The sequence below is a fragment of the Klebsiella sp. JN_Kp126 genome (assembly GCF_033843325.1).
GTDB classification, from domain to species: Bacteria; Pseudomonadota; Gammaproteobacteria; order Enterobacterales; family Enterobacteriaceae; genus Klebsiella; species Klebsiella michiganensis.
The window spans coordinates 11,438-30,824 of the sequence record NZ_JAWXQV010000095.1 but is presented as its reverse complement, the minus strand read 5'-3'; the positions used below and the strand labels follow the sequence as shown (position 1 = coordinate 30,824).

General features: G+C 56.2%; 21 protein-coding genes. 7 read left to right on the top strand and 14 right to left on the bottom strand.

The features are described from left to right. The first annotated feature begins 88 nt into the window (after nt 1-88). Nucleotides 89-1,333: a tryptophan permease gene (mtr, locus tag SIK97_RS26760; protein WP_025108146.1), complete on the top strand. Its 1,245-nt coding sequence runs from the start codon at nt 89-91 to the stop codon at nt 1,331-1,333. Between the two features lie 32 nt (nt 1,334-1,365). Here the strand turns inward: mtr and SIK97_RS26755 are convergent, their stop codons facing one another. From SIK97_RS26755 to ubiU, 3 genes are all read right to left on the bottom strand, one after another. After that, the gene (locus SIK97_RS26755; RefSeq protein ID WP_032693258.1) at nt 1,366-2,373 is read right to left on the bottom strand and encodes a luciferase-like monooxygenase; all 1,008 of its coding nucleotides are present in this window, start codon (nt 2,371-2,373) and stop codon (nt 1,366-1,368) included. 143 nt (nt 2,374-2,516) lie between these two features. After that, complete coding sequence (locus SIK97_RS26750; RefSeq protein WP_077254512.1) at nt 2,517-3,395, bottom strand: U32 family peptidase; 879 nt, start codon at nt 3,393-3,395, stop codon at nt 2,517-2,519. 8 nt (nt 3,396-3,403) lie between these two features. Beyond that, on the bottom strand, nt 3,404-4,399 hold the full coding sequence (ubiU, locus tag SIK97_RS26745; RefSeq protein ID WP_004106058.1) for a ubiquinone anaerobic biosynthesis protein UbiU: 996 nt from the start codon (nt 4,397-4,399) through the stop codon (nt 3,404-3,406). Nucleotides 4,400-4,620: 221 nt separating this feature from the next. Between ubiU and ubiT the strand changes: the two genes are divergently transcribed. After that, nucleotides 4,621-5,145 (top strand): ubiquinone anaerobic biosynthesis accessory factor UbiT, encoded by a 525-nt coding sequence (gene ubiT / locus SIK97_RS26740; RefSeq protein WP_004854523.1) that lies wholly within the window; start codon nt 4,621-4,623, stop codon nt 5,143-5,145. Beyond that, a complete protein-coding gene (locus SIK97_RS26735; RefSeq protein ID WP_057173182.1) occupies nt 5,139-5,642 on the top strand; it encodes a GNAT family N-acetyltransferase in 504 nt (167 codons plus the stop codon). Before ubiT ends, SIK97_RS26735 begins: the two co-directional genes overlap by 7 nt. Here the strand turns inward: SIK97_RS26735 and SIK97_RS26730 are convergent. Next, on the bottom strand, nt 5,629-5,913 hold the full coding sequence (locus tag SIK97_RS26730; RefSeq protein ID WP_004854522.1) for a GIY-YIG nuclease family protein: 285 nt from the start codon (nt 5,911-5,913) through the stop codon (nt 5,629-5,631). The two genes, SIK97_RS26735 and SIK97_RS26730, sit on opposite strands and share 14 nt — an antisense overlap. 55 nt (nt 5,914-5,968) lie before the next feature. Between SIK97_RS26730 and SIK97_RS26725 the strand changes: the two genes are divergently transcribed. Beyond that, nucleotides 5,969-6,412: a YhbP family protein gene (locus SIK97_RS26725; protein ID WP_025108142.1), complete on the top strand. Its 444-nt coding sequence runs from the start codon at nt 5,969-5,971 to the stop codon at nt 6,410-6,412. On the opposite strand, the gene SIK97_RS26720 is transcribed toward SIK97_RS26725, so the two are convergent. Beyond that, nucleotides 6,392-6,910 (bottom strand): type 1 glutamine amidotransferase domain-containing protein, encoded by a 519-nt coding sequence (locus SIK97_RS26720; protein WP_004854517.1) that lies wholly within the window; start codon nt 6,908-6,910, stop codon nt 6,392-6,394. The genes SIK97_RS26725 and SIK97_RS26720 overlap by 21 nt on opposite strands. Before the next feature lie 128 nt (nt 6,911-7,038). Between SIK97_RS26720 and SIK97_RS26715 the strand changes: the two genes are divergently transcribed. Together SIK97_RS26715 and SIK97_RS26710 are read left to right on the top strand one after the other, a co-directional pair. Further along, entirely contained in the window at nt 7,039-7,689 is a 651-nt protein-coding gene (locus SIK97_RS26715; protein WP_057173183.1) for an NAD(P)H-binding protein, read from the top strand. A gap of 69 nt (nt 7,690-7,758) precedes the next feature. Then, complete coding sequence (locus tag SIK97_RS26710; protein ID WP_047722880.1) at nt 7,759-8,799, top strand: permease; 1,041 nt, start codon at nt 7,759-7,761, stop codon at nt 8,797-8,799. A gap of 107 nt (nt 8,800-8,906) precedes the next feature. Here the strand turns inward: SIK97_RS26710 and dolP are convergent, their stop codons facing one another. From dolP to SIK97_RS26690, 4 genes are read right to left on the bottom strand one after another with little or no spacing between them, the layout of a single operon-like run. After that, nucleotides 8,907-9,482: a division/outer membrane stress-associated lipid-binding lipoprotein gene (gene dolP / locus SIK97_RS26705; RefSeq protein ID WP_004125578.1), complete on the bottom strand. Its 576-nt coding sequence runs from the start codon at nt 9,480-9,482 to the stop codon at nt 8,907-8,909. A gap of 9 nt (nt 9,483-9,491) precedes the next feature. After that, on the bottom strand, nt 9,492-10,082 hold the full coding sequence (gene diaA, locus SIK97_RS26700) for a DnaA initiator-associating protein DiaA (protein WP_002918211.1): 591 nt from the start codon (nt 10,080-10,082) through the stop codon (nt 9,492-9,494). Nucleotides 10,083-10,104: 22 nt separating this feature from the next. Next, nucleotides 10,105-10,491 carry a YraN family protein gene (locus SIK97_RS26695; RefSeq protein ID WP_014226966.1) on the bottom strand — a complete coding sequence of 129 codons (387 nt, stop codon included), beginning with the start codon at nt 10,489-10,491 and terminating at the stop codon, nt 10,105-10,107. Next, entirely contained in the window at nt 10,449-12,530 is a 2,082-nt protein-coding gene (locus SIK97_RS26690; RefSeq protein WP_057173184.1) for a penicillin-binding protein activator, read from the bottom strand. The genes SIK97_RS26695 and SIK97_RS26690 overlap by 43 nt, the downstream gene beginning before the upstream one ends. A gap of 63 nt (nt 12,531-12,593) precedes the next feature. Between SIK97_RS26690 and rsmI the strand changes: the two genes are divergently transcribed. Continuing rightward, nucleotides 12,594-13,454, top strand: coding sequence for a 16S rRNA (cytidine(1402)-2'-O)-methyltransferase (rsmI, locus tag SIK97_RS26685; RefSeq protein WP_009651852.1), 861 nt, complete (start codon nt 12,594-12,596; stop codon nt 13,452-13,454). A gap of 34 nt (nt 13,455-13,488) precedes the next feature. Here the strand turns inward: rsmI and SIK97_RS26680 are convergent, their stop codons facing one another. The 5 genes from SIK97_RS26680 to agaF form a co-directional block, all read right to left on the bottom strand. Next, nucleotides 13,489-15,378, bottom strand: coding sequence for an enterotoxin (locus tag SIK97_RS26680; RefSeq protein WP_032751456.1), 1,890 nt, complete (start codon nt 15,376-15,378; stop codon nt 13,489-13,491). A 91-nt stretch (nt 15,379-15,469) separates the two neighbouring features. Further along, nucleotides 15,470-16,342, bottom strand: a complete 873-nt coding sequence (gene kbaY, locus SIK97_RS26675) for a tagatose-bisphosphate aldolase subunit KbaY (protein WP_004125566.1) — start codon at nt 16,340-16,342, stop codon at nt 15,470-15,472. Nucleotides 16,343-16,354: 12 nt separating this feature from the next. Then, a complete protein-coding gene (locus SIK97_RS26670; protein ID WP_025108320.1) occupies nt 16,355-17,509 on the bottom strand; it encodes an SIS domain-containing protein in 1,155 nt (384 codons plus the stop codon). A 304-nt stretch (nt 17,510-17,813) separates the two neighbouring features. Continuing rightward, nucleotides 17,814-18,947, bottom strand: a complete 1,134-nt coding sequence (gene nagA, locus SIK97_RS26665) for an N-acetylglucosamine-6-phosphate deacetylase (RefSeq protein ID WP_057173185.1) — start codon at nt 18,945-18,947, stop codon at nt 17,814-17,816. Further along, nucleotides 18,944-19,378 (bottom strand): PTS galactosamine/N-acetylgalactosamine transporter subunit IIA, encoded by a 435-nt coding sequence (gene agaF / locus SIK97_RS26660; RefSeq protein ID WP_004125557.1) that lies wholly within the window; start codon nt 19,376-19,378, stop codon nt 18,944-18,946. The genes nagA and agaF overlap by 4 nt, the downstream gene beginning before the upstream one ends. Between the last annotated feature and the right edge of the window lie 9 nt (nt 19,379-19,387).

Below are 19,387 nucleotides of genomic sequence, written 5' to 3'. Positions count from 1 at the left end.
GCTTTTTTTATTCCCTTTGTACTCGTGTACTGGTACAGTGCGTCACGTTAATAACAAGAAAAGTATTTTCGACTGGAGATTTCGGCAAATGGCGACACTTACCACTACGGCAACCCGACCGTCCTTGTTTGGCGGCGTAGTGATTATTGGCGGGACGATTATTGGGGCGGGCATGTTCTCACTGCCGGTTGTGATGTCCGGCGCGTGGTTCTTCTGGTCTCTGGCGGCGCTGGTTTTTACCTGGTTTTGTATGCTTCACTCCGGGTTAATGATCCTCGAAGCGAACCTGAATTACCGGATTGGCTCGAGCTTCGATACCATTACTAAAGATCTGCTCGGCAAAGGCTGGAATCTGGTTAACGGCGTGTCGATCGCCTTTGTTCTTTATATTCTGACTTACGCCTATATCTCCGCCAGCGGCTCGATTCTGCACCATACGTTTAGCGAAATGTCGCTGAACGTACCGGCAAGGGCGGCAGGTTTCGGTTTTGCGCTGCTGGTGGCGTTTATCGTCTGGTTGAGCACCAAAGCGGTGAGCCGCATGACGGCCATTGTGCTGGGAGCTAAGGTCATTACCTTCTTTTTGACCTTTGGCAGCCTGTTGGGGCACGTCCAGCCGACCACCCTGTTTAACGTGGCTGAACAAAATGCCTCGTATATGCCCTATCTGCTGATGACGCTGCCGTTCTGCCTCGCGTCCTTCGGCTATCACGGCAACGTGCCGAGCCTGATGAAGTACTACGGCAAAGATCCGCGCACAATCGTTAAGTGTCTGGTTTACGGTACGCTGCTGGCGCTGGGCCTGTACGTGGTGTGGCTGCTGGTGACGATGGGCAATATCCCACGCCCTGAGTTTATCGGTATTGCGCAGAAGGGGGGCAACATAGATGTCCTGGTCCAGGCGCTCAGTGGGGTACTGAACAGCCGGAGTCTGGATCTGCTGTTAGTCATTTTTTCGAACTTTGCCGTTGCCAGTTCATTCCTTGGCGTGACGCTCGGTCTGTTTGATTATCTGGCGGATCTGTTCGGGTTCGATGACTCCGCGCTGGGACGCTTTAAAACCGCGCTTCTCACCTTTGTTCCGCCGATGGCGGGTGGCCTGCTGTGGCCGAACGGATTCCTCTACGCGATCGGCTATGCGGGGCTGGCGGCGACGATCTGGGCGGCAATTGTACCGGCGCTGCTGGCTCGCGCATCGCGTAAACGCTTTGGTAGCCCATTGTTTCGCGTTTGGGGCGGAAAGCCGATGATTGCTTTGGTTCTGCTGTTCGGGCTGGGTAACGTTATCGTGCATTTCCTGTCGAGCTTTAACGTATTACCCACCTATCACTAATTGAAAATGCGGCAAAAATGCCGCATTTTTCACTATCCGAGAAGCTCTTCTTTCACCTGCATCGCCAAATCAAATGAATGCAGGCGCGCCTGATGATCGAAGATTTGGCCGTTGACCATGATTTCATCGGCCTGGGTTTCCCGCAGGATCGACTCCAGCCCGTGACGGATTTTCGCTTTATCGCCGACCAGCGACATGCTCAGCGCTTTTTCGACGCCGTACTGCTCTGAAGCGGACCACAGCTGATGCATATTTTGCACCGGCGGCGGCAGCTGTCCGGTCTCGCCGCGGCGCAGTTTGACGAACGCCTGCTGCATGGACGTAAACAGAAATTCCGCATCTCTGTCGCTGTCGGCGGCAATAATGTTAATGCATACCATCGCGTACGGCTTCGCTAACCGCTCTGACGGCTGGAAGTGGGTGCGGTAGAGGTGCAGGGCCTGAAAGAGCATATCCGGGGCGAAGTGCGAGGCAAAGGCAAACGGCAGCCCAAGCTGCGCCGCCAGCTGGGCGCTGTACAGGCTTGAGCCGAGCAGCCAGACCGGGATCTTCTCGCCATAGCCGGGAACCGGGCGCACGTGTGGATTAGGATCGCGGGCGTCGAACCAGTCCACCAGCTCCGCGACATCGCGCGGGAAGTTATCGACATCGCCGCTCATATGGCGACGCAGCGCGCGCATGGTTGGCTGATCGCTGCCCGGCGCGCGGCCAAGGCCGAGATCGATGCGTCCCGGGTAGAGCGTATTGAGTGTACCGAACTGCTCGGCAATCACCAGCGGCGAATGGTTCGGCAGCATCACGCCGCCGGAGCCCAGATGCAGAGTGGTGGTATTCGCGGCAAGGTAGCCAATCAGTACGGAAGTCGCCGCACTGGCGATACCGACCATATTATGGTGTTCGGCCAGCCAGTAGCGGTGATAGCCGCGCTTTTCCGCCAGCTGCGCCAGGTCTAAAGAGTGGGAGAAGGCTTCCTTTGCGGAAGAACCTTGCGGGATCGGCGCCAGATCGAGCACCGAGAACGAAACAGATTTGTCAGTCATAAAGGCTCACTTTGCTACAGCATCGTCATCAGATTGAAGGTCTTCTTCCAGCCTGGCGCATCCAGGATACGCCAACCAGAAAAGCTGCATCTTTAATAGTGCATTAAAAAGCAGCGATAGCCATTAACAAAGTGAGCGGTTAATCAGCTCTGCAATTCCAGCCCGGCCAGCCGTCGCCAGTAGCCGTTGCAGTCGCTGTTCGCCGTCAGCGGCAGCGGCGCCGCGCCGTTTTCATTCGCCCGGAAGGCGTCCAGCATAGCGAAGGTCTCGCTACCCAGCGGCGACAGGCGAACCATATCCACCAGCCCGGTCATGGTGCTTAGCTCATTCCCGAGGTTGTAGACGTAGCCGCTCATGGTCTGAATGCCGTTGAGGACGAACACCTGCTGGTTCTCCTGCGAAAGCACGTCGCGCCCGTTAGGGTATTTTATGCAGCAGGTTTCACACTCGTCTTTCGGCCGGTCTTCCGAGCGCGCGGTAAAGCAGCGGGCGGAGTAGGCCAGCGGTAGATGACCGTAGCTCAGGACCTCTACCTCAAACCGGTCGCGAATGCCCAGCTCGTCGCACTGGGTCAGCAAATTCGCCAGCCAGTCGCGGGAAAGTTCGACCGGCATACACCAGCGCACCATGCCCTGCTTGAGCAGCAGACGCAGGGTGACGGCGTTGTAGCAGTTAAGCGCGTGCCCGGCGACGAACGGCAGCTTACGTTCCGCGCACAGATTAACGACGCCGAGATCGCTGGCTTCAATCAGAAACTCGCCGTTATCGACATAGCGCTTCAGTTCGCCCAGCTCCGATGACGCCTGCACCAGCGCAAGGGTGGAAAGCACCACCTGTTTACCGCTTCCCGCCAGCGTTTTTGCCATGTCGATCCAGTCGCCGACTTTGGTGGCGCGACGTTTGCTGCATACCGCTTCGCCGAGGTAAATCGTGTCCGCGCTGCAGCTTGCCGCCTGCTGGTAAAAATCTTCCAGCGTCTCTTTTGACCAGTAATAAAGCACCGGCCCTAATGAATATTTCATTGCTGTTCTCACTGCCATTTACGGTGATAGGCGCCAAGGGTGGTTTGCGTCCCTTCGGACATGGAACCGAGGGTCTCCATCCACGCGGACTGCGGTACGAAGTTTTGCGGATCGGCTTTGCAGCGATCGATCGCCTGACGCCAGACTTTCGCCACCTGGGTAACGTACGCCGGGCTGCGCTGGCGCCCCTCGATTTTCACCGAGGCAATATTGGCCGCCATCAGTTCTGGCAGCAGCTCCAGGGTGTTCAGGCTGGTGGGCTCTTCCAGCGCGTGGTAGCGTTCGCCGTCGACCAGATACCGCCCTTTACAGAGGGTGGGATAGCCGGCGTTTTCACCGTCCCGATAGCGGTCAATCAGCACTTCGTTAAGGCGTGATTCCAGCCCCTGCGGCGTTTGCTGCCAGCGCACGAAGCGCGCCGGCGAACAGGCGCCGACGGTATTCGGCGATTCGCCGGTCAGATAAGAGGAAAGGTAGCAGCGTCCTTCCGCCATAATGCACAGGCTACCGAAGGCAAAAACCTCCAGCGGCACCGGCGTGGCGCGCGCCAGCTGTTTGACCTGGTGAATCGACAGCACGCGCGGCAGCACCACGCGGGCGACGTCAAAATTGCGATGATAAAACTTTACCGCCTCTTCGTTGGTGGCCGAGGCCTGGACGGAAACGTGGCGCTCAATATGCGGATAACGCTCGGCGGCGTATTCCAGCATCGCGATATCGGCGAGGATCAGCGCGTCGGCGCCCAGCTGCGCCGCCATGTCGACCGCGCGCTGCCAGCGGGCATAACCATCAGGATGCGCAAAGGTGTTAATGGCAATATGCAGTTTGCGACGATGCTGGTGCACAAAGCTGACGGCTTCCTGCAGTTTCTTTTCGGTGAAATTAAGGCCGGCAAAGTGGCGGGCGTTGGTGTCATCTTTCAGCCCGATATAGACGGCATCGGCGCCGTTTTCGATGGCCGCCTTAAGCGCCGGAAGGTTACCGGCTGGGCAGAGCAGCTCCATAATTTTTCCTGAAAAACGCGGCCCGTCAGGGACGCTGGATGGTTAATGAGCTGGGATTTTAGTTAACCTTTTGGTGACAATTTTTGATTTGAGGCAGTTAAAAGCGTATTGGCGGGATCAATACCTGCGGCCCGGCATCGTGATTTTGTTGATTTACGCCGCTATGTCGTTTATTTGATATGGCACAATAGAGGAACTATTGCATTCATGGAGTAAAGCTTGTGTTGGATAAACTGCGTTCCAAACTGGTTCACTTTGGCCCGTCGATGATGAGCGTGCCGGTTAAGCTGGCGCCATTTGCCCTCAAGCGCCAGGTGCTGGAACAGGTATTAAGCTGGCAATTTCGCCAGGCGCTGGCGGATGGGGAACTGGAGTTTCTCGAGGGGCGCTGGTTAAGTATTCATGTGCGCGACATCGGCCTGCTGTGGTATACCTCGGTGGTGGACGGTCGTCTGGTGGTCAGCCCTGCGGCTGAAGCGGACGTTAGCTTCAGCGCCGACGCCAGCGACCTGCTGATGATCGCGGCGCGTAAGCAGGATCCGGATACGCTGTTCTTCCAGCGTCGCCTGGTTATCGAAGGCGATACCGAGCTGGGACTGTATGTAAAAAACCTGATGGATGCCATTGAGCTGGAGCAGATGCCAAAGGCGCTGCGTATTATGCTGCTGCAGCTGGCGGACTTTGTTGAAGCTGGCCTGAAAGGCCCGCAGAAACCTGAACAGACATCGGTAGGTGAGGCATGCTGATTCGAGTAGAGATTGGGATTGATGCGCCGGGTATCGATGCTCTATTGCGTCGTACCTTCGGCGGCGACGCGGAAGCGCAGCTGGTGCACAGTCTTCGTGAAGATGGCCTGATCACGCTGGGCGTGGTGGCGACGGATGACGAAGGTCAGGTCGTAGGCTACGTAGCCTTTAGCCCGGTCGCCGTCGAAGGCGAAGAGCTGCAGTGGGTTGGACTGGCTCCGCTGGCGGTCGATGAAAGCTACCGCGGTCAGGGCATCGGGCGTCAGCTGGTCTATGAAGGGCTCGATTCCCTGAACGAGTTTGGCTATGCCGCCGTCGTGACGCTTGGCGATCCGGCGCTCTATGGCCGTCTGGGCTTTGAACCCGCGGCGCGTTTCGATCTGCACTGCCGCTGGCCCGATAGCGCTGAGGCTTTCCAGGTGCATCGTCTGGCCGATGACGCGCTGAACGGCGTGAGCGGGCTGGTCGAATATAGCGACCACTTTAATCGCTTCTGAGGCTTTCCAGCAGCGCCTCAAATGAACCGTCCCCAGCAACGAGGCGCTCTTTCTGGCGCTTCGTTAGCTGCTTAATACGATACTCAAGCCGTAACGCTAGTGAGCGTTCACCAACTTCCTGACTGAAGGCCAGCTCAAGCTCGCCTTTTCCACGCAGCGCTTTCGCGCCCTTGCCAGTCTGGTGCTGGCAAAAGCGGCGTGAAACATCGGTGGTAATCCCGGTATAAAGGCGATTATCGGCGGTACGAATCAGATAGAGAAACCAGCACACGGTACAGAGGTCGCTATGTTAAGGTGTGAGCACCATAACATACTGGAGAGTAAAGATGGATACGCTCGCCGCGATCGGCCGCTGGCTGGGTAAGCAGCACGTCGTGACCTGGTGCGTCGCCCGCGATGATGAGCTGTGGTGCGCCAATGCTTTTTACGTTTATGACCCGGAGAAGGTCGCATTTTATCTGCTCAGCGATGAAAAAACGCGCCACGGTCAAATGACCGGGGAAAGCGCCAACGTGGCCGGGACGGTCAACGGCCAGCCAAAGAGCGTGGCGCTGATCCGCGGCGTACAGTTCAAAGGTAAAATTCGCCGCCTCACCGGGGAAGAAGAGGCGGCGATGCGCAAGCGCTACGTCAGCCGTTTTCCTGTCGCCCGCATGCTATCGGCATCCGTCTGGGAGATTCGTCCCGATGAGCTTAAGTTCACCGATAACACGCTGGGCTTTGGGAAAAAGCTGCACTGGCTGCGCGAATCAGGCGCCGAGCAGGCGTAAGGCTTCACGATTAAAGGCCGGCAGGTCGTCCGGGGTTCTGCTGGTCACCAGCTGTTCGTTGTCGATCACCACTTCCTGGTCATAGAATTCGCCACCGGCGTTTTTCACGTCGACTACGATAGGCTTCACGGCCGTCAGCTTACGCCCGCGAATCACATCAGCGCTAATCAACAGCTGCGGGCCATGGCAGATGGCGAAGACCGGTTTGCCGCTATTGACAAAATCGCGGGTGAAGGTGACAAAGCGTTCGTCGCCGCGCAGCGAGTCCGGTGAATATCCGCCCGGCAGCAGCAGGGCGTCGAAGTCGGCAGGGCTGACGTCATCAATGGCTTTATCGATAACGACTTCAGCTTCCCCTTTTTTTCCTTTTACCTTCTTCCCCGCCTGTTTTTCAATGGTCACCACCTTGTGTCCGGCCAGACGGTAGGCGTCCGCGGGTGAGGTGAACTCCGAGTCTTCAAAGTCGTCGGTAATTAAAACGGCTATCTTCTTACTCATTCTTCCTCCAGTGTTTCGGTGTGGAATGAGGCATTTCCCTGATGATGATGGATAATTACCTCGTAGAGTATTAAGTCTGGAACATGAGGCTGGGATCGCAACATAGAAAAATCTGCAAAGGAGTTTCGATGAGTCAGGTACTGTTAACGGGGGCAACCGGGTTAGTTGGTGGTCACTTACTGCGAATGCTACTCAACGCACCGGATATTAAGTCCATTGCTGCGCCCACGCGTCGGCCGCTGAGCGATATCTCCGGCGTATTTAACCCGCACGATCCGCAGCTCACGGATGCGCTGGCGCAGGTGGTCGATCCGGTCGATATTGTTTTCTGCTGCCTGGGGACCACCCGCCGGGAAGCGGGAAGCAAAGAGGCGTTTGTGCATGCCGATTATACGCTGGTCATTGATACCGCGCTGGTGGGGAAAAAGCTGGGCGCGCAGCATATGCTGGTGGTCAGCGCGATGGGGGCGAACGCGCATTCCCCCTTTTTCTATAATCGGGTAAAAGGCGAGATGGAAGAGGCGCTGATTGCGCAGCAGTGGCCGAGGTTGACGATTGCCCGTCCATCAATGCTGGTAGGCGAGCGCGAAAAAAAACGCGCCGGCGAGACGCTCCTTGCGCCGCTTTTTAGCCTGCTGCCGGGAAACCTGAAATCGATAGACGCGCGGGACGTGGCAAGCGTGCTACTCGCGGAGGCGCTCTCCCCCGCGCAGGAAGGCGTCCGCATTCTCTCCTCGTCGCAGCTGCGCGAGAGGGCCGCGCGCGCGGGGGATTACTGATTTCCAAAGTTTCCCTGGAGGCGTAGTATTCATGTCCTCAATTTATCATGACACTCCCTGGGGAATGCTATGGCTGGTCAGTCTTCATCTCAGGCGGCAGCACCGTTTCAATGGTGGAAGCCCGCGCTGTTTTTTCTCGTCGTTATCGTTGGTCTGTGGTTCGTTAAATGGCAGCCCTATTACGGCAAAGCCTTTACCGCCGCTGAGACGCACAGTATCGGCAAATCCATTCTTGCAAATAGCGACGCGAATCCTTTCGCTGCGGCCTGGGATTACGCGCTGGTCTATTTCCTGGCGGTATGGAAAGCGGCGGTATTAGGCGTGCTGCTGGGATCGCTCATTCAGGTGCTGATCCCGCGTGACTGGCTGCGGCGCACGTTAGGGCAATCGCGTTTTCGCGGTACGCTGCTGGGGACCGCATTCTCTCTACCGGGGATGATGTGCACCTGCTGCGCCGCGCCGGTGGCTGCGGGAATGCGTAAACAGCAGGTATCCATGGGCGGCGCGCTGGCATTCTGGCTGGGCAATCCGCTGCTCAACCCGGCGACGCTGGTGTTTATGGGCTTCGTGCTGGGCTGGCAGTTTGCGCTGATTCGCCTGCTGGCCGGACTGGCGACCGTACTGGTGGTCGCCACGCTGGTTCAGAAATGGGTGAAAGAAGCGGCGACGCAGCCGGTTCCCGTGCCTGATATGTCGGTCACAACGGGGCAGGACGGCTTCTTCAGCCGCTGGCTGCGCGCGCTGTGGACGCTGTTCTGGAATACCATCCCGGTTTATATTCTGGCGGTTCTGGTGCTGGGCGCCGCGCGGGTGTGGCTATTCCCTCACGCCGATGGCGTGGTGGAGAATACGCTGTTCTGGGTGATTGCCATGGCGATTGCCGGCTGCCTGTTTGTGATACCGACGGCGGCGGAGATCCCGATTGTGCAGACCATGATGCTGGCAGGAATGGGCATGGCGCCCGCGCTGGCGCTGCTGATTACGCTGCCTGCTGTTAGCGTACCGTCACTGATTATGCTGCGTAAAGCGTTCCCGGCGAAGGCGCTGTGGCTGACCGGTGGGCTGGTGGCGCTGTGCGGCGCGGTGGTTGGGGGCGTTGCTTTACTCTGATGATCTTCCCGGAGGCGGCGCTGCGCGCCTGTCCGGGCTACCGGCCCACAGCCAACGGTGAACCCGTAGCCCGGCTCAGCGTAGCGCAGGCCGGGAGGCAGAGATGCTTACTTAATATAGGTAAAGGCGGTGGTGACGCGAGACACGCCGCTCACCCGGCTGGCGATATCCGCCGCCGCGCGTCCTTCACGGTCGGTGACCAGACCCATCAGGAACACTTCACCGTTTTCGGTTGTCACCTTCACGTTGGAGGATTTCACCTGGTCGGTACCCAGCAGCTGGGAGCGGACTTTAGTGGTGATCCAGGTATCCGAAGACGCGGTTCCTAAGCCGATCGGCTGGCCCTGACGCACTTCGTTAAACACCTCCGTCGTACCTTCTACGCCCATAGCGATTTGCTTCGCGCGCGCGGAGAGATCGGACGTTGGGGACTGCCCGGTCAGCAGAACTTTGCCCTGGTAGGCGGTCACGTTGATGCGGGCCTGTTTCTTAATTTGTTCATCTTTCGACAGCGCGCTGTTAACGCGCAGCTCCAGCGTGCTGTCGTCCACCTGAGTACCTACCGTACGCGGGTCCGTCGCGGCTTTAGTGCCGACTGCTGCCGTTCCGACTACCGCAGCAGCAACGCATCCCTGAAGCAGTAGCGCAGACAGCAGAATGGCGAGGGGCGAGAGAGCCTTCATGTGTTCTCCTTAATCGTCCTGGTGTGGAAAAAGCGTGTTATCGATCAAATCGCACAGACAGTTGACGGTGAGCATGTGCATTTCCTGAATTCGCGCGCTGCGATGCGACGGAATGCGGATTTCGACGTCCTGCTGCCCTAACAGGCCAGCCAGTTCACCGCCGTCATAACCGGTTAACGCCACGATAGTCATATCGCGGGTGACCGCCGCTTCCACGGCTTTCACGATGTCCCGGCTGTTGCCGCGCGTAGAAATCGCCAGCAGCACGTCGCCGGCGTGTCCCAACGCTCGCACCTGCTTAGCATAGATTTCGTCATGCAGGCGATCGTTGGCAATTGCGGTTAAGACCACATTATCGGTATTTAGTGCAATGGCGGGTAAACCAGGACGCTCTGTTTCAAAACGGTTAATCATACTGGCAGCAAAATGCTGTGCGTTGGCGGCGGAAGTGCCATTACCACAACAGAGGATTTTGTTGCCGTTCAGCAGCGACTGAACGAGCGTCATCGCCGCACGGGAGATGGCGTCCGGGAGTGCTTCCGCTGCTGCAATTTGGGTTTGAATGCTTTCGGTGAAGCAGGCTTTGATTCTGTCGAGCACGGGATCCCTTAATTCGTTTACGCTATTCGCCAAAGGCGTTTTTTAGCCATTGGATGTCGTTTCCGGTGAAGGCTACCACATCGAAACGGCAATCCACAGTCTCAAAGCTCCCATTCTGTCGGCAGAGCCACAGACGCGCGGCTTTGAGCAGTCTTTGTTGCTTTTGCGGCGTCACGCTGGAGGCGGCATCGCCGTAGTTTGCGCTGCGACGATAGCGTACTTCGACAAAGACGGTGACGCTGCCGTCGCGCATGATGAGGTCTATCTCGCCGCCGCGCTCGCGGACGTTGGCGGCGATAAAACGCAGACCCTGGCTCTCCAGCCAGCGGCGCGCCTGGGTTTCCCAGGCATCGCCGGTCTGTTTACTTAGTTGGCCGCGACGATTTGCCCACCCTGGTATTTGAGCCATGACAGTTTCCTGTTGATCACGCAATCCTGCGTGGCCGTGAGATCGCCGGTATTGCCGTTCAGCTCAAAGCCGGGAACCTGGCGCATCTGCGAGAAATGGTTGGCAAGGGACCAGGCGTCGGCGCCCATGGCGTACAGGCGCGCCAGCGAGTAGTCGTTACGAACGGCGGCCAGCGCCTGCTGCTGCAGGGCAGGATTACTTCCCGCCAGCATCGGGATCTCGCTATATTGCAGACCTTCCATCTCCAGACGGAAGTCCGGTCCGGAAGTCCCCTGGGCGCTGCGGGAGCTGGCGTAGAGCGTTACGCCGCTCTGGCTGCCGTTACGCAGGGCGATCATCGGTTTGATGTAAGCGATTTGTTCCGGCGTGGCCAGGATATACGCGGCGTCGACGCCGCCGGTGCTGCTGACCGGCACATCGCTCGGGCTACTCAGGGCGCTGTCCTGCGCTGACGGCAGGGTTGAGACCGGCGTACCGCTTAGCGAAATACCGCTGTTGACGCTGCCGCGCAGCTCGGCGGTGGAGCCCAGGCGCTGTTGCAGGACGGTACCGCCCCCCAGCTTCAGCCACTCGTTGGCGAAGGCGGTAACCACCCGATCGCCCAGGGCGCCGCGAGGCACCAGCAGCAGCGGAGTCTGTTTGCCCTGATCGTGAATGTGATGCGCCGCGTCGCGGGCTTCGTCTTCCGGCGAGAGGGCGAAATAGCAGATATTGGCCCGGCTTTCGACTTTTTCCGGCTGATTGAGCGCCAGCACGTTCAGCGAGGTATTGCTCTTGATGACATCTTCGACATTATCTTTCAGCAGCGGACCTACGACGATGGTCGCGCCATCCTGCTGCACTTGGGCCAGCAGCTGGCTCATTGGCTGAGCGGTGGTGTCGTAGATTTTCAGTTCTGCGGAAGGGTTGGCTGGCGTTGCGGCGACTGCCTGAGCCTGCGGCGCTTCCGCCGGCTGGCTGGTGGCCTCCGGCGTCGGGGCTTGTACTGCCGCCGGCGCGGTGACCGGCGCCGCGGTTTGCGCCTGGTCGGCCGCTGGCGCCTGGACCGGGGTCTGAGCGTTATTGGTGGTCGTCAGATCGGTGACCTCCGCCTGCGATGGGCTGACTACGGCGCTTTCGGCAACGTTCGCCGCCTGGGCGACCTGGGCGGGTACTGCGCTTCCTGCAACGGCAGGCGCGCCGTTCTTCGCCGCTTCAAAGCCCTGCTGGATCGTGCGGCCAAAAATCGCCGCCTGGCCGTTTAACGGCAGCAGCAGGGCGATTTTATTGGTCGATGCGGCCTGGTAGTTCTGCATATTCACTAGCTGCGTCGGCAGCATTTTCGCCCCCGGATTTTGCGGGTAGCGAGTCTGCCAGTCTTTCACTCCCGCCTTGAGCATCGTCGGATCGCTGCGGTTATCAAACCACATGCGCTGCAGATCCAGCCAGCCCTGCAGGACGTTCTCATCGGCGTTAATGACCAGCGCGTTGGCCTGATCTTTGGTCATGGCGGTGAGCGCTTTCCAGGTCGCGTCGATGTTTTTCTGCTTTTGCGCAGGCAGGCTTAACAGCGACTGTTGGGCAATTAGGGCCCGCAACAGGTTCAGCGAAGGTTGACCCTGGCTGGCGTCAATTTGCGCCTGCCAGTAGCGGGGCAGCTGGTTCTCCTCAAGGCTTGCCGGGTCGAGCTTGCTGAGCAGCGTCTGCGCGCCCTGGAAATCGTTCTGCGCCAGCTTCACTTCCACCGCCAGCAGCGACCTTTCGCGGCTTTGCGCACCGTTGAGATTAGACGGTAGCTGGTTGAACAGGTCGATCGCCTGCGGTTTCTTACCTTCCTTCAGCAGTGCACGAATGGCGAGTAATTGCCAGTTGGTCTTGCTATCATTCGTGCTTTGCTGCATCTGTTGCAGATAGTAACTGGAGTCTGCCTGAGCCGTACCCTGCAAATACGCCGTACTTTGATCCGGAGTATGGGTACCGCAGCCGGCAAAGATCAGCGCGGCCAGCAGTACGGGCAGACAACGCACGGGTTTAGAACGAAGAAATGTTGACGGTACCATATGTGTCCAGTGATATTTTTTTGGCTCAATGCTCAATATTAATTCGGCAATACGGACGAGACAATGAAACAACACGAATCAGCAGATAATTCTCAGGGACAGCTCTATATTGTGCCCACTCCGATAGGGAATCTGTCTGATATCACGCAACGCGCGCTGGAAGTGTTGCAAGCCGTTGATTTAGTTGCAGCGGAAGATACCCGCCATACCGGTTTGCTGCTGCAGCATTTTGCGATCAACGCCCGTTTATTCGCGCTTCATGACCACAACGAGCAGCAAAAGGCGGAAACGCTGGTCGCGAAGCTTAAAGCGGGGCAAAACATCGCGCTGGTTTCCGACGCCGGAACGCCGCTGATTAACGATCCCGGCTATCATCTGGTGCGCACCTGCCGTGAAGCTAATATTCGCGTGGTGCCTCTGCCCGGCCCCTGTGCGGCGATTGCGGCGCTGAGCGCGGCGGGTCTGCCTTCGGATCGCTTCTGCTATGAAGGCTTTTTGCCTGCCAAATCCAAAGGGCGTCGCGATACGCTGAAGGCGCTGGAAGAAGAGCCGCGGACGATTATTTTTTATGAGTCTACCCACCGTCTGCTGGAAAGCCTGGAGGATATCTGCGCTGTGCTGGGGGAGTCCCGCTACGTGGTGTTGGCGCGTGAGCTGACCAAAACCTGGGAATCGATTCACGGAGCGCCGATCGGCGAGCTGCTGGCATGGGTGAAAGAGGACGAAAATCGCCGTAAAGGCGAGATGGTGCTGATCGTAGAAGGTTTTAAAGCGCAGGAAGAGGCGCTGCCGGCGGTAGCGCTGCGTACGCTGGCCCTGCTGCAGGCTGAGCTGCCGCTGAAAAAAGCCGCCGCGCTGGCTGCGGAAATCCACGGCGTGAAGAAAAACGCCCTGTATAAGTATGCCCTGGAGCAGCAGGGGTAAGCAGAATGCCCGGGCGATTGCCCGGGCCAATACCTTATTTAGCGGGGGTTGCTTCGAATACAAGCATCTGTAATGGCTGCAACGTGACGACAATTGGGGCCTGGTATTTATCAGGGAATGTCGAATTGCTCCCGTAGATGCTTCTTAACGTGAAGTTTGAGGTTGCCCCATGCGGAAGCTCAAATGCTTTCGTCAGGTCGAGATAGTATTGCTGCGGTTTATCCGATGGGTTACGTATCCCCAGGATAGCTTTTTCTTTGCTCCAGGATGCCCAACCATACACTTCCAGCGCAGTCGGATCGCCGCCCACCCAGTGGGTATCGACTAATATATCGGCGTTAGCGCGGGACCATTTTGCCGCCTGCGCCAGGACATCCCATTTCGCTTTATTGAGCATGGACGGTGTGATGTAAAGCTCTTGTAGCTGGGTGCCGGTAGCGAAATAGCTCCATACTTGATCGGCAAAGTCGCTATCCGTTTGTACCTTCTCAAGCCCGTAATAGGCGTTTTCAGCGCTAACTATGCCGTGGTACATCAGTGAGTTAAGTGGAAATAGTGGACCTTTTCGTACGATAGAGCGCCAGGTTTCTGCATCCCGATAAGTCATCCATTGCTGTACTGGCGTGCCGGGACCGTAGAGATTAATGTCATCACCCTGACGCCAGATAGCGTCAGCATAGAAAAGCCATGAGGGGCTGGCGTTGGTCCCGGTGGTTAAATTAATAAACTGATTTGGGTTGGCGCTACGCATATTATGAAGTAGGGCAATTGACGCATCGAAGTCAGATGCGAACTCACTACCTTTAATATGTGAATTTGCGTTCCCCATACCATCCAGTTTAAATGAAGTGATATGCTCTTCTTTAATTAAATTAATAATCTGTGCATTAAAGTTTTTAAAATAGTTAGGGCCGGAGAGCGCAAATTTTCCATCGACGGTTTCGAAGCCATATTCTTTAGCATGGGATACGCGAATATCCCGCGGCTTGTTATATCCGCCCCAGGGAGAAAGCCAGAGTCCGATTGAACTATGCAAGCTATCGGCTTTTTCTCTTACCTTACTGAATCCGTTGCTAAAAGCCGGACCAAATAACCATCTTCCGGTCCGATCATCCCAGCCATCATCTAACAGGAAGGCATCCAGCATTACACCGCGTCCGGTAATGAATTCCTTATTCCATTCATCCATACGCTGTAGAACTTCGGGTTCGGTATAGGTGGTAAAGAATCCAATATCCATCCAGCTGTTGTAGTGCAGATAGGGCTTATAGGGCCGCGGGCGAACCGCATTGATAAACTGGTTGACGCTTCGGCGTAGCTGGTTGATTTCCGGGAATGTACCGAACCAGGTGGTATAGCTAACGGCGGTGCCTGGCTGTAAAGGTGTTTTTAGTTCAACATTAAGATTGGTGGTTGCTTCATAAGCCCAGGTGTTCACTACGGGTTTATTCGGCAATATAAAAAATGAATCAGCAATAATCGGCGAGCTATTTATTGAGCCTTCTACCCACGGGGCTTGTGACTGTTTTCTGGTGGGGAAAAACGTGATTTTAGAGACCTCTTGCGCCTTCCCGAGGGCGGTAATCGTATAATCAATGCTGGCGTATTTATCTTTAACCAGATTCAGTTTTACCTCGACGTTAAAATCCGGATGAGCATAATCAATGATAATGGTGTTATCTTTCTTATCTACATGCTTTATTTTAAAGTCAGCGGCGTGAATGACCGTTTCATCCGGAAGAGTAAGAAAGAAAAGCTCTTCGGGTGAAAGCTGATGCTGTGATTTAACGTCTTTAAGCGCCATCACAGAATTCGCATCGTTAAATGAAACGGCAAGGTATTTGCTGTCCAGTGCATATTGGGCGGCGAAAGCCCCGTTGGAAATAAGCAGAGCCAGTAACGAAACATTGAGCGTTTTTTTCATGAGAAAAGTCCTTGTTTTCGTTTTTTTTCAGAGGTAAGCAGCGTTAGCCTCCATTGGGTTAACGCTTTGGTAAGGGGGAGGCTGGCTACACTCAGGCTTCGGCGATTTGTAAAAGGCGGTTGGCTGACCCGCATACGGCGATCTTACTGCGTACCACCTCTTTCATCGCGTTCATGCCAACGCGCATGTAATAACGCGGATCGTTACCTTGCGGGTTTTCGGCAAACCATTTTTTCACCGCAGCAGCAAAGGCGATTTTCAGTTCAGTAGCGACATTGACTTTGCACACACCCAGTTCGATGGTGCGGCGAACATACTCATCAGGCACATCGCTTGCGCCATGGAGTACCAGCGGAATATCCACCACTTCACGGATTTCCGCCAGACGCTGGAAGTCGATTTTGGGTTTTTTGGTGTAAAGGCCATGAGCCGTACCAATCGCTACGGCCAGGCTATCTACGCCCGTTAGCTCAATAAAACGTTTGGCTTCCTGCGGATCGGTCAAAAACGCGCTTTCCGCATCCACACTCATGTCGTCTTCTACTCCACCCAGGCGTCCGAGTTCAGCTTCTACGCTACAGTCGCGGGCATGGCAAAAATCCACCACCGATTTTACCAGTTTCACATTCTCTTCAAACGGGAAGTGGCTGCCGTCGATCATGGCGCTGCGTACGCCTGCGTCCACTTTCCGGCGAATATCTTCCAGCGATTCATGGTGATCGAGATGCAGAGCCAGCGGAATGCCGAAACTGGTGGAGTAGGCGCGGCATAGCGCGTAGATCTCCTCCAGCGCAATATGCTTAAAAGTACCCGGGGTTCCGGCGAGGATCACGGGTGATTGCATTTCGCTGCACACTTCCAGAATCGCTTGGATCGTTTCGGCGTTATGGATGTTGAACGCGGGTACCGCGTAGCCTTTTGCCTGGGCATCCTGCAGGAGATACTTGGTAGAAATAATGCTCATGATCGGATCCTCTTAAGCCAGCCATGGATGAATAACGACGCCCTGCACTACGCGGTTAACCGTGCCGCTGGCGGAGGGGGTATCTGGCGTATTTCCTACGGCGATCGACTGCGTAAGTGCGAATACCTGGGCGTACATCAGGAAGCAGAAGGCCAGTTCTACATCTACGAAGTGACGCGCTGGCGGCAGAAGAATATGTGGGCCAGCTTCAATAACGGCATCGCTCTCCGCGGCGATGGCCACCACACGCATGGCCTGCCGATCGCGCCGTAGTTCTGCCAGCAGGTCGAGATCGTATTGGCGGGTGTAAGGGTGGCTAGATATATACACCACAACCAGCGTTTCGTTATCGACCAGTGATTTTGGTCCATGGCGGAAACCGGTCGGTGAGTCATAGAACGCTGCCAGCTTACCCGCCGTTAGCTCCAGGACCTTTAACGCCGATTCACGCGCAGCGCCCTGTAACCCACCGCTGCCGAGATAAACGATCCGCTTCCAGGGCTCGCTGCCAAATACGCCGTGGCTGAAATCGCCGAGTGAGGTCAGTATTGCGTGGCAGCGATCGGCCACATCGCGGAATGTCTGGCTGTTAATAACTTCTGGCGCAAAGGCCGCCAGGCAACTGGCCATCATTGTGGTAATACTGCTGGTCATCGCAAAGCCGCGATCGTGCGTTTCTGCTGGCATCAATAGCGCAAAGGCGTTCCCATTCTCAAGAGCGTTTTGATAAAGGCTACCCGCTTCGTTGCAGGTAATTGAAAGGTGATAGCACTCCGGGACGAACTGGTTTGCCAGCTCAACGGCGGCTACGCTCTCCGGGCTGTTGCCGGAACGGGCGAAGGAGACCAGCAGTAGCGGATGCGCCGGGTTCAGGTAATCCATCGGATTGGTAACCAGATCGGTAGTTGGTACCGCGCTAATGTTTTTTGCGCTGTGATTAGCAAGCCATGGAGCGATGATTTCGCCGATAAATGCCGAAGTGCCAGCTCCGGTCAGGATGATCCGCAGATCGTTTTTATGCAGCAGTGGCGTGAGAAAGTTGTCGATCGCCGGACGAATATTGTCGATGTTTTTCAGTGAGTGCATCCAACAGACAGGCTGCTGACGAATCTCTTCTTCTGTCCAGGTTCCGGTCGCCGCGGCAGCAGGGGTATAAATTTCTGACATAACGTAAGTCCTTATCTTGTGAACTCCACATCAGACGCTGGCAAATTGTCGCTATCTTTCGTTTTGTTTCACTTGTTCATGTGATCGATTGATTAAAATTTATAGGAAAGAAATCGAAAGTTCAATGATGCAAAATGAAATAAAACGAAATTTGTGATCGAGGGAGCAGGGGTTTTATATATGTAATTGATAAATGGATAATAAATCCCATGAAAGCAACGTGAGAGTTTTGTTTTACGAAAGGAAAAGAAAGTAAAGGCCTTGCGATCGTAAGTCGAAGGCCACTATGACGTTTAATGAAGGGCTATAGAGGGAAAACCTGGCCCTGAATCCATATCCCTTGTAAATGCAGTCCACCGTTGAGGGCGATGGCGCTGGCGCGTTTACCGGCCTTTAGCGAACCTAACTGATGGTCGATTCCCAGCAGACGGGCTGGATGTAGTGAAGCCATATGGATAGCATTCTCAGGGGAGATACCGGTGAGTTCGACCATATTACGAACTGCCGCATCTACCGAAAGCGTACTGCCCGCCAGACTACCGGAAGCGGTCCGCACAATACCACCACGCATCTCTACCTTTTGGCCGCATAAGGTATAGCTCCCGTCAGGCATTCCCGCGGCCTGCATCGCATCGGTAATTAGTACTATCCGGTCTTGCGCGCAGCAGCAGCATAGCTTCATGGCAGTGGGGTGAACGTGGTGTCCGTCGGCGATAAGTTCCAGCCATGCACGTGCGTCGGTTAACCCTGCGCCAACCATGCCCGGTTCCCTATGGTGTAATCCCGTCATACCGTTATAGCAATGCACCAGCCCGTCCGCACCGGCATCAAAAGCGCTCCGGGTTTGCTCGCAGGTCGCCGCGCTATGCCCCAACATTACCCGCAGACCTCGATGCTTCAGATGGTTAATCGCCTGAAGTGCTCCGGTTTTTTCCGGTGCCAGCGCAACCACGCGCAGGGTATCGCGAGAAATGGCTATCATTTCATCCAGTTCTGCGAGATCCAGTTCGCGGAACCATTCCGCAGGATGAGCGCCTTTGTTCTGCGGCGTAAAATAAGGACCTTCCAGATAGCTTCCCAGCACCTGCGCTCCGGGACCTCCGGAATAGCAGCGTTGCGCTATACGCGCCAGCACTCGGTGTATCGTCTCTAACGGAGCCGTAACGGTGGTGGGGAGCCAGCCGGTAACCCCTTCACGTGCTTTGTGCATGGCTAGTTTATCAAGTACATCCGGAGCATCGTCCATCACATCGACCCCGGCGCCACCGTGGACGTGAGTATCGATGTAAGCGGGAGCGAGTAGCTCAGCATCACGGAGCATGGTTCCCATGGAGATAGGCTCTATTGCCGTAATGACACCCTCTTCAATACGCAGTTGATGATCGTCCAGCCAGCCTTGTTCCGTCAGCAGACGTCTGGCGCGCAGAATTTGTGTCATATCCCTTCCTCGGCGGTGCTCTCTTCGCGACAGCGTCCTAGCTCGTCCACCAGACTGGTCAAGCCACGGTGCCCGCACTCCAGGGCCTGTATGCGAAACGCCTCGCCGCTGAGTTCATCGCGATCCAGCACCATTTCCAGCAGTAGCTGCAGGTTGGTGCCGGTAATCACTTCACGGCCGGTTTTTTGCATCGCCAGTGTTGATGCAACGCGGAATGGCGTCCCGCCGAGCAGGTCGGTCAGGAATATGAGGCCTTCTTCGCCGTCCAGTTCTCCAACAGCCTGCTCAAGCTGCGAGGTAAGCAGCGCGGTGGTGGAAGTCTCAGGAAAATCGATAGCGATAAAGTGAGACTGCTCGCCGAGGATCTGCTTCATCGCTTTTTCCATGCCGCTGGCAAATCCGCCATGCCCCGTCAAAATGATACCTAACATCTCTGACCT